General features: G+C 70.2%; 15 protein-coding genes. 8 read left to right on the forward strand and 7 right to left on the reverse strand.

Annotated elements, in window-relative coordinates:
• The first annotated feature begins 126 nt into the window (after positions 1 to 126).
• Positions 127 to 1,206, forward strand: a complete 1,080-nt coding sequence (locus AB0I83_RS13875; protein ID WP_363304719.1) for an ABC transporter permease — start codon at positions 127 to 129, stop codon at positions 1,204 to 1,206.
• The gene (locus tag AB0I83_RS13880) at positions 1,203 to 1,937 is read left to right on the forward strand and encodes an ABC transporter ATP-binding protein (protein ID WP_363304720.1); all 735 of its coding nucleotides are present in this window, start codon (positions 1,203 to 1,205) and stop codon (positions 1,935 to 1,937) included. Before AB0I83_RS13875 ends, AB0I83_RS13880 begins: the two co-directional genes overlap by 4 nt.
• Before the next feature lie 46 nt (positions 1,938 to 1,983).
• Here the strand turns inward: AB0I83_RS13880 and AB0I83_RS13885 are convergent, their stop codons facing one another.
• A complete protein-coding gene (locus AB0I83_RS13885; protein ID WP_363304721.1) occupies positions 1,984 to 3,597 on the reverse strand; it encodes an ATP-binding protein in 1,614 nt (537 codons plus the stop codon).
• A 104-nt stretch (positions 3,598 to 3,701) separates the two neighbouring features.
• Here AB0I83_RS13885 and AB0I83_RS13890 point away from each other — a divergent pair, with 104 nt between their 5' ends.
• Positions 3,702 to 4,520 (forward strand): response regulator, encoded by an 819-nt coding sequence (locus AB0I83_RS13890; protein WP_363304722.1) that lies wholly within the window; start codon positions 3,702 to 3,704, stop codon positions 4,518 to 4,520.
• Positions 4,521 to 4,733: 213 nt separating this feature from the next.
• On the forward strand, positions 4,734 to 5,570 hold the full coding sequence (locus tag AB0I83_RS13895; RefSeq protein WP_363304723.1) for a hypothetical protein: 837 nt from the start codon (positions 4,734 to 4,736) through the stop codon (positions 5,568 to 5,570).
• Between the two features lie 83 nt (positions 5,571 to 5,653).
• Here AB0I83_RS13895 and AB0I83_RS13900 read toward each other — a convergent pair whose 3' ends face one another.
• On the reverse strand, positions 5,654 to 6,019 hold the full coding sequence (locus tag AB0I83_RS13900; RefSeq protein WP_363304724.1) for an STAS domain-containing protein: 366 nt from the start codon (positions 6,017 to 6,019) through the stop codon (positions 5,654 to 5,656).
• Positions 6,020 to 6,305: 286 nt separating this feature from the next.
• Between AB0I83_RS13900 and AB0I83_RS13905 the strand changes: the two genes are divergently transcribed.
• Entirely contained in the window at positions 6,306 to 6,803 is a 498-nt protein-coding gene (locus tag AB0I83_RS13905) for a MarR family transcriptional regulator (protein WP_356529955.1), read from the forward strand.
• A gap of 36 nt (positions 6,804 to 6,839) precedes the next feature.
• Here the strand turns inward: AB0I83_RS13905 and AB0I83_RS13910 are convergent, their stop codons facing one another.
• On the reverse strand, positions 6,840 to 8,027 hold the full coding sequence (locus tag AB0I83_RS13910; protein ID WP_363304725.1) for a PP2C family protein-serine/threonine phosphatase: 1,188 nt from the start codon (positions 8,025 to 8,027) through the stop codon (positions 6,840 to 6,842).
• Positions 8,028 to 8,293: 266 nt separating this feature from the next.
• On the opposite strand from AB0I83_RS13910, the gene AB0I83_RS13915 reads away from it, so the two are divergent.
• Positions 8,294 to 9,178 (forward strand): SigB/SigF/SigG family RNA polymerase sigma factor, encoded by an 885-nt coding sequence (locus AB0I83_RS13915; RefSeq protein ID WP_363304726.1) that lies wholly within the window; start codon positions 8,294 to 8,296, stop codon positions 9,176 to 9,178.
• Positions 9,179 to 9,332: 154 nt separating this feature from the next.
• On the opposite strand, the gene rox is transcribed toward AB0I83_RS13915, so the two are convergent.
• The 3 genes from rox to AB0I83_RS13930 form a co-directional block, all read right to left on the reverse strand.
• Positions 9,333 to 10,781, reverse strand: coding sequence for a rifampin monooxygenase (rox, locus tag AB0I83_RS13920; RefSeq protein ID WP_363304727.1), 1,449 nt, complete (start codon positions 10,779 to 10,781; stop codon positions 9,333 to 9,335).
• Between the two features lie 354 nt (positions 10,782 to 11,135).
• Positions 11,136 to 11,396, reverse strand: coding sequence for a hypothetical protein (locus AB0I83_RS13925; RefSeq protein WP_363304868.1), 261 nt, complete (start codon positions 11,394 to 11,396; stop codon positions 11,136 to 11,138).
• Entirely contained in the window at positions 11,393 to 11,623 is a 231-nt protein-coding gene (locus AB0I83_RS13930) for a hypothetical protein (RefSeq protein ID WP_363304728.1), read from the reverse strand. Before AB0I83_RS13930 ends, AB0I83_RS13925 begins: the two co-directional genes overlap by 4 nt.
• 344 nt (positions 11,624 to 11,967) lie before the next feature.
• Here AB0I83_RS13930 and AB0I83_RS13935 point away from each other — a divergent pair, with 344 nt between their 5' ends.
• Positions 11,968 to 12,813, forward strand: a complete 846-nt coding sequence (locus AB0I83_RS13935) for an MIP/aquaporin family protein (protein WP_356529946.1) — start codon at positions 11,968 to 11,970, stop codon at positions 12,811 to 12,813.
• 27 nt (positions 12,814 to 12,840) lie between these two features.
• Positions 12,841 to 14,358 carry a glycerol kinase GlpK gene (glpK, locus tag AB0I83_RS13940; protein WP_363304729.1) on the forward strand — a complete coding sequence of 506 codons (1,518 nt, stop codon included), beginning with the start codon at positions 12,841 to 12,843 and terminating at the stop codon, positions 14,356 to 14,358.
• A 166-nt stretch (positions 14,359 to 14,524) separates the two neighbouring features.
• On the opposite strand, the gene AB0I83_RS13945 is transcribed toward glpK, so the two are convergent.
• Positions 14,525 to 14,974, reverse strand: a complete 450-nt coding sequence (locus AB0I83_RS13945) for a spore-associated protein (RefSeq protein ID WP_363304730.1) — start codon at positions 14,972 to 14,974, stop codon at positions 14,525 to 14,527.
• Between the last annotated feature and the right edge of the window lie 118 nt (positions 14,975 to 15,092).

Raw genomic sequence — 15,092 nt, forward strand, 5'->3', positions numbered from 1 at the left:
GTCCTCACTTCGGCGGGTGCCGGACATTCCTCGGTCCGATGCCCCCGTGTGCCCCGTCGGGCGACGGTTGCGATACGCCGCCGGGCGACAGGCCCGGCCGGGACCGCACCGGAAGAGGCAAGTGTCGTGTTCGTCGCCTGGAGAGATCTCCGATTCGCCAAGGGCCGCTTCGGCCTCATGGGCGCCGTGATCGTGATGATCACGCTGCTGGTGGGGTTGCTGTCCGGTCTCACGGCCGGGCTGGGCAGGGAGAACACCTCTGCCGTCTCGGGCCTGCCTGCCGGCCACCTGGCCTTCTCCGCTCCGGCTGACGGGCAGGACGTCTCCTTCGGCGACTCGCGCGTCGAGCAGCACACGTGGGAGCAATGGGCCCGGGTACCGGGCGTGGAGTCGGCCCAGCCGCTCGGAATCACTATGACCAGGGCCGAGGCAGGTTCCGCCACCGCCTCCCTGTCCGCCTTCGGCGTGCGACCGGGTTCAAGCCTGGCCCCCGGCGGACTCGGGGACGGCTCCGTGGTGATGTCCACGAAGGCGGCGGGCGAACTGGGCGTGCGGACCGGGGACGTCCTCACCCTGGGCGGCCACCGGGTCACCGTCGCGGCCGTGGCGGGCGAGGCGATGTACAGCCACGCTCCCGTCGTGTGGACCTCTCTCGGTGACTGGCAGCGCCTCGGGGGCCCGGCGGACGGCGGCGGCGAGCAGGCCACCGTCGTCGCACTCTCCGCCTCCCCCGGGGCGGACCTCCCGGCGGCCGACCGAAGGCTCGGCACCAGGACCGTCAGCCGCGGCGACGCGCTCCAGGCGATCGGCTCGTTCGCCGCGGAGAACGGTTCACTGCAGCTGATGCGCGGCTTCCTGTTCGCCATCTCGGCCCTGGTGATCGGCGCCTTCTTCACCGTGTGGACCATTCAGCGCGGTGGCGACATCGCTGTGCTCAAGGCGCTCGGCGCCTCCACCGGGTATCTCCTCGGGGACGCCCTGGGACAGGCCGCGGTCCTCCTGTTCCTGGGTACCGCCTCCGGCACGGTCCTCGCGGCCGGCCTCGGCGCCGCCGTGGGGGGCGGCCCGGTCCCCTTCGTGCTGGACGCCGCCACCGTCCTCGTCCCGATGACCGTCATGATCGTCCTCGGCCTGCTCGGGGCGGCTCTGTCCATCCGGCGCATCACCTCCGTCGACCCCCTCACCGCCCTGGGAAGTGCCCGATGAACACCGCCACCCCCACGACCGGTCTGCGTCTGGCCGATGTCACCCTGACCTACCCGGACGGCGCGAGCCGCCTGACCGCCCTGGACCGTGCGAGCCTGAGTGTCCCCGCCGGGACCATGACCGCGGTCGTCGGACCGTCCGGGTCCGGCAAGTCCAGCCTTCTCGCGGTGGCCGCGACGCTCGTCACCCCCGACTCCGGGCGTGTGACGATCGCCGGCACCGACACCGGAGGGCTGAGCCGCGCCGACCTGACGGCCCTGCGCCGCACGCGCATCGGCCTCGTCTTCCAGCAACCCAGTCTGCTGCCCTCCCTCACCGCCTGCGAGCAGCTCCAGGTCATGGCGCACCTCGACGGCCGCGGTGCCCGGAAGGAGCGCGCCCGTGCCCTGGACATGCTCGACGCCGTAGGCCTCGCCGACCAGGCCGGCCGCCGCCCCCATCAGCTCTCGGGTGGCCAACGACAGCGCGTCAACATCGCCCGCGCCCTGATGAACGACCCGGCCGTGCTCCTGGTCGACGAGCCCACGAGCGCGCTCGACCACGAACACGGCGCCGCCGTGATCGGCCTCATCACCACCCTGACCCGTGAGAGGTCGACCGCCACCGTCCTGGTGACGCACGACCGGTCCCTGCTCGGTGCCGCCGACGCGGTCACCGAGGTCCGCGACGGCCGGCTCGGCGCTCCATCCCGCGGCGGGCCCTCCGGGGCGGTGCCGGACGTGAGCGGCTGATCGCACGGGTTCCTGCCTCCCCCGGCGGGTCGTCGGCTCGGCCGGATCAGAGTTCGGAAGCCACCGTGGGCGCTTCGGCGCGGGCGCGCGGGAGGGTGAAGACGAAGCGGGTGCCGGGGGTGTGGTCGCTGTCGAGGGTGATGGCCCCGCCGTGGTACTCGACGATCTTCTTGCAGAGGGCGAGGCCGATGCCGTTGCCCGGATAGCTGTCCCGGGTGTGGAGGCGCTGGAAGATCACGAAGATCCTTTCGGCGTACTCCTGGCCGATGCCTATGCCGTTGTCGCTCACCGCGAGCTCCCAGCGGGGATCGGTGTCCTGCGAGCCCTCCGCGCCGTCCACGGCTTCGCGGGCGCTGATGTGGACCTGGGGCGGGACACCGGGGGCGCGGAACTTCATGGCGTTGGAGATCAGGTTCTGCAGCAGGACTCCGAGCTGGGTCGAATCTCCGTGGACCACCGGAAGCGGGTCGTGGGTGACGACCGCCTCGGTCTCCTCGATGGCCAACCCGAGGGCGTTGGTCGTGCGGCGCAGCACGGTCTCCAGAGCGACGTCGGTGTCGACGGCGTGCAAGCGCCCGACCCGGGAGAAGGTCAGGAGGTCGTTGATCAGTGTCTGCATCCGGTTGGCGCCGTCGACCGCGAAGGCGATGTACTGCCTGGCGCGGTCGTCGAGCTGATCGGAGTAGCGGCGTTCCAGCAGCTGGCAGAAGCTGGCGACCTTGCGCAGCGGCTCCTGGAGATCGTGGGACGCCACGTAGGCGAACTGCTCCAGCTCCTCGTTGGAGCGTCGCAGCTCCGTCGCCCGTTCGTCGAGCTGGGCGCGGGCGCGGTCGCTGAACTCGAGCTCTCCGGCCAGGCGTCGGCGCATCCCGTCCACGTCCGTCGCCAGTGCCCGCAGGTCCGCGGGGCCCGAAGGCGCGACGGAGTGGTCGAACTGCCCGTCCGCGATCTTCCGGACGTCCGTACGCAGTCGGTCCAGCGGTACCTGGACGCCCCGGCGCAGGCCGGCGAAGGCGAGCGCCATCAGGAGGAGGACCACGCCGGCGATGACCGTGAACACCGTGTTGCGCAGGGTTCGCGCCGCCCGCAGATCGTCGCGCGACTGGTCTCGTTCGGCTTGGATGCGGACCTGTTGGTCCGCCAGCGCGGTACGGAGGGCGTCGAACTCCGCCTTGCCGGCCTCGATGTGCCGTGCGGCGGAACCGACGGGGTCGGCTGCCTCGCTCACCGGGCGTGCGGTGGTGGCCTGCCATCGCTCGGAGCGCTCCCGCACCCGGGCGAGGTCGGCGGTGGCGTGCTCGTCGCCTTCGACGAGGTGGGCCAGCTCCGCGGCCGCCGCGGTCTGCTGGGCTGTGCCGTCCTGGTACGGCTTGAGGAACTCGCGTTTCCCCGTGATGCCGTACCCGCGGATGCCCGTCTCCTGATTGATCAGGGCGCTCTCCATCCGGACGGAGGCGACGAGAGCCGGGGACCAGCGCTCGACGAGCTGCTTGTTGACGTCCGTGGCATGGGCGAGGACCCAGACTCCGCACCCGGTGAGGGCGAGGAGGACGACCAGCGCCGCCGCGGAGCACGCACCCAGCCAGCCACGGGTGGTCCAGCCGTGTTCGGCCTGCCGCTTCGGGGTCACCGGGGCCTGCTGAACGGCGTCGATCTGCACGTCGGTCCACTCTCCTCGGCCCGGAGGCTTACCGGGGCGGGTCACTTTACCCTCGGGGACAACCATGGTTGTCCCCGGGCCGCCTCGGAGTCTACGGTGCACCCATGGCAGTTGAGACGCGGATGGACCCTGAGCAGGAGGAACTGGCCGAACGGGCACGACTGGCCGTCGCGGAAGCGGCACGGCAACTCGTCGTGAGCTCTCCCGTGGGTGTTCCCGACGGTCAGGATCCGGACGAGCTCCGCAACGACGCTCTCGCGTCACTGCGCGCACTCGCCTACCTCGGCCGGGCGGTCGAGGAGTGCGCCGCCCTGGCCGCGCGGACCGCCGCGCAGGAGGGCGCCGGCTATCCGCAGCTGGGCAGGGCATGGGGTGTCAGCCGTCAGGGCGCCCGTAAACGCTGGCCCGGACTCGTCTTCACCGCCCGTCCCGCATCACGCCCCCTCCCCCACCATCAGACCCGGAGCTCGCTCATGAACGGCCTCGCCCCACGCAGCTACACAGTCCTGCTCGTCGAGGACGACATGGCCGACGCCATGCTGATCGAAGAGGCCCTGACGGAGCACGGTATGGCGCGCGGGATCCAGCGGGCCGACGACGGGGTGGCGGCGCTGGAGTACCTCCGCGATCCGCGGACCGACCGGCCCGACCTGATCGTGCTCGACCTGAACATGCCGCGGATGAACGGCCGCGAGGTCCTGAACGTCCTCAAGAACGACTCGGACCTGTCCAGCATCCCCATCGTCGTGCTGACCACGTCGGCGGCGCCGGACGACATCGACGACGCGTACCGCCAGCACGCCAACGCGTACGTCACCAAGCCCGTCAACCTCGACGAATTCATCGAGACGGTCCAGAGCATCGACTCCTTCTTCTTCGACACCGCCACGACTCTCCCCCGGCACCCGGACACCGAAAGCTGACCTGCGGTCGCGTTCCGGCCGGTCGCGGGGGTATGGCGACAAGGGGTACTTCTACGCCCCGACGCTGGCCTATGGGCCGATCCTGACCGTCCAGTCGTTCACCGAGGAGGACCAGCGCGCGCCATGCCCGGGGGCCGGCAGCACGCCGGGGCGCCGTCGGCGCGCGCGTGGATGTTCCCGGCGGTGCCGCGCCGGGCGGCTAGGGTCGGCCGGGTGAGCCGAACCGAGGAGACCGCCGAGGGTGCGGGACCGTTCACGACGCGGCTGACCTGGCGCCTCGACGACGGTGGCACCGCCGTCTGGGAGTCACGCCCGGCACGCAAGCGCGGCCTGTTCACCGTCCGGGCCGCGGGCGGGCGTGAGCCGCGTACCCGGAGAGCGGACAGCGTGTCGATCGGCCGCCTGCGGCGGCTGAACTCCGTCACGGCGGGTGCGTTCACCGTCGGTGGGGGCTTCTTCGCCGTCGGCGCCGGAGTGGCCCAGTTCGGTCCCGGGGACGCGACGGGTGCCTGGATCTACTTCGTCGGCGGCCTGTTCTTCACCACGGGTGGCTACGCGTCCCTGCTCCAGTCGGTCAACGCTCCTCGCCAGGACGACGGGACCGTGGTGCGGGCCGTACGGCGCTGGAGATGGTGGAGCTACGAGCCCACGCGGATCGACTGGCTGAGTACGTTCCTGCTCCTCGCGGGAACCCTGGTCTTCGGTATCAACCTGTTGAGCTCCCTGCTCGAAGGTCTCTCCGTCCGCCAGGTGGACACACTGGTGTGGGCACCCGACATGGTCGGGTGCCTCTTGTTCCTTGTCTCGGGGCACCTCGCCCTGGTCGAGGTCTGCCACGGCCGTCCGCGGGTCCGATCCGGCGACCTCGGCTGGTGGATCGTCGCCGTCAACCAGCTCGGGTCCGCGTGCTTCATGGCCGCGGCGCTGGCCGCCTTCACCCGCCCCGCCACGGGAAGCCTAGTGAACGTCGACGTGGCCGACTGGGGAACGCTCGTGGGAGCGCTCTGCTTCTCCGTCGGAGGGGTGCTCCAGTACTGCGAACACCCCTGAACCGGTGCCCGACCGGTCCGGCACCGTCGGGCCCACTGCCGGCCACGGGCCGCCTGAGGGAGTTCCTCGTGCTCCTCGGAGGATCAGCCGGCCGTCCCGATGCGCCCCAGGGCCTCGGCGGTGGTGGGGAACGCGGGTATCAGGAAGCCGACCCCCGTGACGTCCAGCAGCCTTGTGACGTGGGGTGGCGCCGCGACGAGCGAGAGGGATCCGTGCCGGTCCTTCGCATAGCGCAGGACGCTGATCATCGTGTTGAGGCCGGAGGAGTCGCAGAACCCCACGGACGCCAGATCGAGGATCAGATGCGGTCTGCCCCGCCTGATCAGCTCCAGCGCCCTGGTCCGCAGGGCGGGCACGCTGTCCACGTCGATCTCGCCTGCGACGGTGAGGACGGCGATCGACTCCGCCGGGTGCCGGACGGTGAGGATGAGGGGCGGGCTGTGCGTCATGGGTATGCGTACTCCAGGCCGGGAGCGGCGGTGACCGCTGAAGATCACGTAACGGTTGTCGACTGCGGAACCGTACCCTACGGAAACTGTTGCCATGCGGAAACATACCGGGCCCGGCCTGGACCCCAGAACCTGATGCGGACGGAGGTACGATACTCGGGGCCACGCGCGTGTCCCGGAACCTTTGCCCTGGCTTTCCACAAGAGCGCATCGAACACCCGGTTTGTTTACCCGCCCGGTGGCCAGACGGACGAGTGAGACGATGCCGGATCGGAGAGTCAACACCATGGGCCTGAACCCTGAACCCGACCACCGGTCCCGGGACGCGGGCCGCGAGGGTTCCGAGTTCGTCGAACTCCTCGAAGTCCTCTGGGAACACGGGCGGGACGCGGTGCCGACGGGCCCGGTGTCCCCTTCCCAGCTGCGGGTGCTGTACATCCTGGACCGGGAGGAGGGCATCAATCTGCGCATGCTCGCGGAGGCCCTGGGCTCGGCCTCCCCCTCGGTCAGCAGGCTGTGCGACCGACTGCAGGCCACGGGGTTCGTGGAGCGCACACCCAGCCCGGTGAGCCGACGGGAACTGGAACTACGACTGACCGGCCACGGCAAGGACTACCTCGTCGACCTGCGGATGCGCAGGGAGGAGGTGCTGATGTCCACGATCGGCGCCATGCCGGCCAAGGCGCGACGCTCGTTCCTCGAAGGGCTCAGGGCCTTCCGCAACGCGGCCGGGGCCTCGGGGCAGGACAGCGGCGGGGCGAGACCCTTGCGGTCGACCGGATAGGCACCGGCCGACCGTCGCGTCCAGCGTCGCCTCAGGTCAGGCGGACTTGCCGCCGCCCGAGGACTGCCTGCCGAACCAGTCCATACAGACCACCAGCGCGTCGTCGTCCAGCGGGGTGTCGCCCCGGTAACTCCGCAGATCCCGCAGAACCGCGAGAGGCACCTGCGCGGAGGGCAGGAAGCGGTGCGCCGACAGCGACCGCGCGAGAGCGTGCTGCCCGTAGCGCTCCCCCGCCTCCGACGCGCTGTCGTAGACACCGTCGCTACCGATGAGCAGCCGGTCGCCGGGGTCCACGCGCAGGTGCTCGGTGACGTACTCCGTCTCCTCGAACATGCCCAGCGGCAGCTGCGCGTCGAAGTCGACGGCCTCGACGCTGCCACCCCTCATCCGCCACATACGGGGAGATCCCGCGTCGACGGCCTCGACCTCGCCCGTGGCCAGGTCGAAGCGCAGCAGCAGCACGGCCGCGTGCAGGGCACCCCGGTACTCGGCATAGACGGCCTGGTCGGCCAGACTGGCCTGACCGGGAAGGTCCAGCCCGGCACGCCGGGCGTTCCGCAGGGCGTTGACGACGAGATTGGTCAGCAGCGCCGCCTCCATCCCCTTGCCCATGCCGTTGGTGACGGTGAGCGTGAGGTGATGGGCCGACACCGACCAGTCGAAGTTGTCGCCGAATATCGCGTACGCCGGTTCGAGATGGGCGCCCAGCGTGAACTCGGGCCGGGACACGGAGCGGCCCGGCAGCAGCTGCCACTGCATCTCCGCGGCCAGCGTCAGCCGGGTGGCGCGGCGGGCGAGGAGGTAGAGGTCGGTGTCGCGCTCGGCGACGAGGATCTCGTGGCCGAGCGCCTCGCAGATCCGCTGCATGCCCTCGAGGTCCTCGCCGGAGCAGCCGCCCTCCGGCGCGGTGACCGTGAGGACACCGAGCCGGTCGCCGCGCACGGTGACCGGAAGGTGCGCGGTGACCTCGCCGGGTGTACTCCGGGACTCGACGTGCGGTTCCTGCGCGCCGAATGCCCGACCTTGCGGGCTGTCGTGGACGTGCACCGGCTCCGCGAGCGGCACCTCCGAGACCACCTGCAGCGTGGTCATGCCGTAGTCGGCGAGCCGCAGTTCCACGCTCCGCACGTCGTACTGCTCCCGCAGTGCCACCGTGACGGCATCGAGGAGCAGATGAGGTGCGGCCTTGCGCAGCTCCCGCTCAACGGCAGCGAATCTGTCCACGTGATCCTGTTCCTCATCATGCTGCGCCGAACCCCGGGACCGCTGACGGGGCCCAGGTTCTCGACCTCCAGCGTACGGGGCCTGTACCCGACCGGCGCGGCGCGCCCACGAGGGCGCACCGATGGCCGACGCTGCTCATCTTACGATGTCCGGAGACAACTGTTTCCGCACAGCAAGAAAAATCGCGATCTCACGCATGGGCCCACCCAAGCAGGGCAGGGGCTCGGCACGAAGCACGCTCAGCACGAGCAAGGGTGGGAAATCAAATGATCGCTGAACAGACCGCGGGCACCATACACACCGGGGGCGCGCCGACTTCGGGGACTTCACCGCAGCGGGTCGGTGAACTGCCCTGGATCGAGGACGCGGGCAAGGTCGCCCCCAAGGACGCACGCGCTCTGTCGACGCTGTTCTTCGAGCAGCTCCGGGTCCTGGAGGAGGGGACGCGCGAGTACCAGTACGCGCGCAACACCCTCATCGAGATGAACATCTCCCTGGTCCGATTCGCCGCCCGCCGCTTCCGCAACCGGGGCAGCGGTGACATGGAGGACATCACCCAGGTCGGGACCATCGGCCTCATCAAGGCGATCGACCGGTTCGAGCTCTCCAGAGAGGTCGAGTTCACCACCTTCGCCGTGCCGTACATCGTCGGCGAGATCAAGCGCTTCTTCCGTGACACCACCTGGGCCGTCCACGTACCACGACGGCTTCAGGAGCTCAGAGTGGAACTGGCGAAGGCGAAGGACGAGCTCGCCACGCGGATGGACCGTGACCCGACGGCGAAGGAACTGGCCGCTTTCCTGGACCTCACCGAGGACGAGGTCATCGAGGGCATCATCGCGTCGAACGGCTACACCGCCGGCTCGCTGGACCTGCCGACCGACACCGGTGAGACCACGGGCACCGGGTCGCGGACCTTCGCCGACATCCTGGGCGAGCCGGACTCCGCCATGGAGACGGTGGAGAACCTCCACGCCCTGGCCCCGCTGCTGGAGCAGCTCGACGAGCGCGAGCGCCGGATCATCGAGATGCGCTTCGGTCAGGAGATGACGCAGTCGCAGATCGGTGCCGCACTCGACGTCTCCCAGATGCATGTCTCACGCCTCATCACACGCACCCTCGGCAAGCTGCGCGCGGGAATGCTGGCCTGACCCACGACCGACCGCGCCCGTGGATCCGTCCGTACGGGCCAGGTCGGGCCTTCCGGGCGGTGAGGCTGCCGCACGGAACCGGGTGAGCCTCGCGGGGTCGGCCGCGGAACCCGGCGGTCCCCGGTCCGCGCGCCGGCTCCGGCGGCCCGCTCGCTCAGGTGGCGGGAGCGCCGAACCACCTGGGCAGCCGGCCGAGCAGATCCGGCTGGTCCTCACCGACCCACGCCACGTGGCCGTCCGGACGCAGCAGCACGGCCGGCATGCCGAGGTTCCCACCGACATCGACGACGTGGTCGATCCGGTCGGCCCAGCCCTCGACCGAGAGGCGGCCGGTCCCGTCGAGCAGGAGTCCGCGGCCGCTGCGCATCAGCTCGTAGAGGCGCCCGCTCCTCAGTTCCAGGTCCCGCATCCGCAGGCCGAGCAGCTCATGCCCCTCGCCGAAGTCGTAGCGGACCCCCACCGCGGTGATCATCCCGGTCACGTACCGGTTCACCTCCTCGAAGTCCATCAGCCTGGAGAACAGCTGCCGCAGCGCGGTCGCGCCCGGATCGGACCCCAACAGCGCCATCTGCGCGCGGGTGTTCTCCAGCACCCGTGCGCCCGCCGGGTGGCGTTCGGCGTGGTAGCTGTCCAACAGCCCTTCCGGTGCCCAGCCGTTGACCTCCGCTGCGAGCTTCCACCCCAGGTTGAAGGCGTCCTGCACGCCCAGGTTGAGGCCCTGCCCACCGGTCGGCGGGTGGATGTGCGCCGCGTCGCCCGCCAGCAGCACCCGGCCGAGACGGTAGCGCTCCGCCTGCCGGGTGGCGTCGCCGAACCGGGAGAGCCGGCGCGGCGAACGCGCGCCGAAGTCACTGCCCGCGACGGCCCGCAACCGCTGCCTGAAATCGTCGAGGGTCGGCGCGGCCGTACGGTCCTCGGTCACGCCGTCGGCGGGCACGACGACCCTGTACACACCGCCGTCGAGGGGGATGAGCCCGAACCGCAGCTGGGTCCTGCGGACCTCCTCGACAGTGGCTGCGATCGTCGCCGGATCCTCGGTCAGCTCCATCTCACCGAGGAGTGTCTCGACCGTGGCCGGCTCGCCGGGGAAACCGATCCCGGACTCCTTGCGCACGACGCTGCGGGCCCCGTCGCAGCCGACGAGGTAGCGCGACCGAAGGTGTGCGCCTCCCGCGTGGGCGGTGCCCCCACCCGCCAGCTCGACGGACACGCCGTCCGCGTCCTGGCTCACCCCGGTGACTTCGCAGCCGCGCCGGATGTCGGCACCGAGTTCGCGCACCCGTTCGTCGAGCAGCCGCTCGGTGACCGGCTGCGGGGTGGCGAGCCCGAAGGGGTGGGCGGTGTCCAACCGGTCCGGCCACGGCTTGGCTATGCCACCGAAGAGACCGCCGACCCGGAACTTCTCGCTGACCGCGAGGAACCGGTCCAGCAGTCCCCGCTGGTCCATGATCTCGACGCTCCGCGCGTGCAGGCCCTGCCCGCGGGACTGCGAGGTCGGCGCGGTCAGCTTCTCCACCACGACCACCCGGACGCCGTGCAGCCTCAACTCGCCTGCCAGCATCAGGCCGGTCGGCCCCCCGCCGACCACGATGACGTCAATCATGAAAACCCCCAGGGCGTGATGTCGGTCCAGGCCGGTCACTCCGCGTGGTCAGGCCATGGGCGACCAGGCGTTCCGCGGAACCGCGGCACCCGGGATGCGAACGAACCACGGGCGGGCGTGATGTCGGCGGGGCCGGCTCCGGTCGGAGATTCTGCGTCACGACCCGGGTCTTGCCGCAAGGCCCCCTGTGCGCTATACCTTGAGAGTGGCAAGGAGGGGCACAACTCCTTGCCTTTGCCATGTGCCGGGCCAGGTCGCCTCGTGACGCCCGGCGGGGCACGGTCCCCCTCCTCCACCGCACAGATACGCGCCACGGGTGTGCCCGCCGGTACGCCGACGCAGCGCCCCTGAAGGTCAGACCTCGATGTAGGCGACGACGGCCACGGTGCGGAGCGCGGTCACGAAGTACAGGACCCGGACGTCCTCGATCTCGTCCGCGTACAGGCGCAGGGGAGGTTGCGCGCCGGTCGTCGGGATGGGGTCGCCGATGTCCGGGCTGACACTGATGACCACGAGCGTGCGGTTCAAGGCGTGTACGGCGCTCTCGGAGAGCTCTTCGAGCTGCTTGGCCGCCGAATCTCTGAAGGCGACGCGTGCGCGCCCGGGGGCCGTCAGGCCACCGCGGGACGCTGGGCGGCGAAGTGGGAGAGGCGTGCGTCGCGGAGTTCTTCCCAGGGGGTGCACTCGTCGACGGGCGGCAGCCCGTTGGCCGCGATGTCCTCGAGGACGGCGGCCAGCCGGTCGGCATCGGCACGGGTCTTGGCCGCGTAGGCGCGGACCGCGTCCGCGGTCGCGGGTTCCAACTGCCGGCGGGCCTCGGTGGGGGCCGGCTGTTCACTCATCGAGGACTCCTGGGCGGGTGTACGTCGGTCTGCGCACGGTAGCGCCGTGACCGGCGCCCGGTCTCCCGTACGTACGAAGCGGTGGACGTCGCCGCGCCGGGCGCGGTCTCACCCGATCGCGGCAGCGTGGACGACGGTCCCTGAACGAGCGGATGGGCCTCCAGAGCCGCCCGTCGGCCGCCCGGGGCCTGAGGTTTCCGGGAGATCCGCGTGGTGATGAACCGACAGACGCAGCCCCCGGGGGCGATTCGTCTTGATATGCGGTCTTCTGCGACGCGTTCTAGCCTACTGACACTGCTCGGACAGTCGACGGCCGGTTCAGCCGGCGGAGAGAGCGAGCTTCCATGGCTGAGCGACGTATGAAGTCCGGATTGATCAGTGAGTTGTCGGCCGAGTTCGCCGGCACGATGATCCTCATCCTCTTCGGGTGCGGTGTGGTGGCACAGGTGGCCGCCGGTGGTGCTCTGACGGATCCCCCCGGCGGGCTCGGGGACCACGACAGCATCGCCTGGGCCTGGGGGCTGGGTGTCACCCTCGGTGTCTATGTGGCGGCGCGGCTGAGCGGCGCCCACCTCAACCCCGCGGTGACCCTGTCGCTCGCGGCGTTCAGGGGGTTCCCCTGGAGCAAGGTCGCGCCCTACGCGCTGGCCCAGACGGCCGGTGCGTTCGTGGCCGCACTCCTGGTCCGCTGGAACTACAGCGAAGCGCTGGCGAAGGCCGACCCCGGACACACCATCAAGACGCAGACGGTGTTCTCCACCCTGCCCGCCAACGGCAACCCCGCACTGCCGGTCCACGAGTGGGGCGCGTTCCGCGACCAGGTGATCGGCACCGCGATCCTGCTGCTGCTGATCATGGCCATCACCGACCTGCTGAACACACCGCCCGGCTCGAACATGGGCCCGTTCATCATCGGCCTGGTGGTGGTCGCGATCGGCATGGCCTGGGGGACCAACGCGGGCTACGCGATCAACCCGGCACGTGACTTCGGCCCCCGGCTCGCGAGCTTCATCACCGGGTACAACGGGGCCTGGCGCGATCAGTACGGGAATCTCTACTTCTGGGTGCCCATCCTGGGCCCACTGGTCGGCGGTCTGCTCGGCGCGGGTCTGTACAAGGGCTTCGTCGGACGCTTCCTGCCGTCCGCGGTACCCGAGCCGCCGGGACGTATCCCGGCCCCCAAGGACTGACGAACCCGGCCCGAGAGGCGACACATCATGGCGGACTTCATCGGCGCGGTGGACCAGGGGACCACCAGCACCCGATTCATGATCTTCGATCACGGCGGCAACGAGGTCGCCAAGCACCAACTGGAGCACGCCCAGATCCTGCCCCGCTCCGGCTGGGTGGAGCACGATCCCGTGGAGATCTGGGAGCGCACCAACTCGGTGATGCAGAACGCCATGCGGCACGGCGGACTCTCGCCGAGCGACCTGGCGGCCATCGGTATCACCAACCAGCGTGAGACCACGGTGGTCTGGGACCCGCGCAACGGCCGGCCCTACTACAACGCCATCGTGTGGCAGGACACCCGCACCGACGCCATCGCGGCGAACCTCGAACGCACGGGGCGCGGCGACGTCATCCGCCGCAAGGCGGGACTGCCGCCCGCGACCTACTTCTCCGCCGGCAAGATCCAGTGGATCCTGGAGAACGTCGACGGCGTACGGGAGGCGGCGGAGGCAGGTCACGCCATCTTCGGCAACACCGACGCCTGGGTCCTGTGGAACCTGACCGGCGGTCCCGACGGCGGTATCCACGCGACCGACGTCACCAACGCGAGCCGCACCATGCTGATGGACCTGGAGACCCTCGACTGGGACGAGGAACTCCTGGGCTTCTTCGGCATCCCCCGGGCGATGCTGCCCAAGATCAACCCCTCGTCGCACCCGGACGCCTACGGTTCGACGCGAACCTCCCGGCCGCTCCGAGCCGCGATTCCCATCGGCGGCGTCCTCGGCGACCAGCAGGCGGCCACCGTCGGGCAGGTCTGCTTCGCTCCCGGAGAGGCCAAGAACACCTACGGAACCGGCAACTTCCTGGTGCTCAACACCGGCACGGAACTGGTCCGTTCACAGCACGGCCTCCTCACGACCGTGGCGTACCAGTTCGGTGACAGCCCGGTGGTCTACGCACTGGAAGGCTCCATCGCCGTGACCGGCTCCGCGGTGCAGTGGCTGCGCGACCAGATGAAGATCATCAAGACGGCGGGCGAGAGCGAGGAGCTCGCGCGCTCCGTCGAGGACAACGGCGGCATGTACTTCGTGCCCGCGTTCTCGGGCCTGTTCGCGCCGTACTGGCGTTCCGACGCCCGAGGGGCGATCGTCGGCCTGGCCAGGTACAACGACAACGCCCATCTGGCGCGGGCGACCCTGGAAGCCATCTGCTACCAGAGCCGTGACGTCGTGGAGGCCATGGAGCAGGACTCCGGTGTCCATCTCGACGTGCTCAAGGTCGACGGCGGTGTCACGGCCAACAACCTCTGCATGCAGATCCAGGCCGATGTGCTCGGTGTGCCGGTCAGCCGTCCGGTCGTCGCGGAGACGACCGCCCTCGGCGCAGCCTACGCGGCGGGGCTGGCAACGGGGTTCTGGCAGAACACCGACGAGCTGCGCACCCACTGGAACGAGTCGCAACGGTGGTCGCCGCAGTGGTCCGAGGAGCAGCGCGCGGAGGGGTACGCGGGCTGGAAGCGGGCTGTGGAACGCACCCTCGACTGGGTGAAGGTCCCCTGACCTCGTCGGCGCGGGAAGCCCGGAAAGCGTAGAACGGCACGGCACGGCCTGGCCGGCATCCGCGTCCCAGCGGATGCCGGCCAGGCCTGCTGCGGGTGCTTGGGCGACGCCGAGCAGGGCGGACAGCGCCTGACACCCCGAACTCACGGCCGGGTCATGAACGGGGTCAGCGGATCTCGGTGACCCTGTGCTCCTTCAGCGTCGCGCAGTTGGAGTTCTCCACCGACACGTACACGTTGTCGATGTTGCCGCCCCAGCCCACGCAGTAGCCCTTGCCGTAGACGCGGGCCGGCCCGGCGTACGACGTGTAGTTCCCGGAGTCCCCGGCGTACTCGTCGGTGGCGGGAACGTAGATGTACGTGGACATGGACTTGGCCTTGCCCGGCGTGGCCCGGATGGTCGCGACGCAGTTCCTGCCGTTGGAGGAGTTGTAGGTCAGGTAGACGGTTCCCAGCGAGCCGACGGGCACGGAGTTGACGGTCTTGTAGGCACTGCCGCACACACCCTGCGGTGTGACGCCGGGTGCGGCGAGGGCGGTCCCGCCGAAGGCGGCCGTGGCACCCGCCACCAGTGCGGTCACCGCACCGGCAGTCGCGATATTGCGCCTGATTCCCATTATTTCCCCCTTGTGTCCCTCAGAGCTGTTTGCTCCTACTTCATGTGACCCACGAACGGCACGGATGGTTGCGCCGGACTCACACCGAGTTGTCGGACACCGGACACGGGCGCGAGGG

This window comes from Streptomyces sp. NPDC049970, from assembly GCF_040660235.1.
GTDB lineage: Bacteria > Actinomycetota > Actinomycetes > Streptomycetales > Streptomycetaceae > Streptomyces.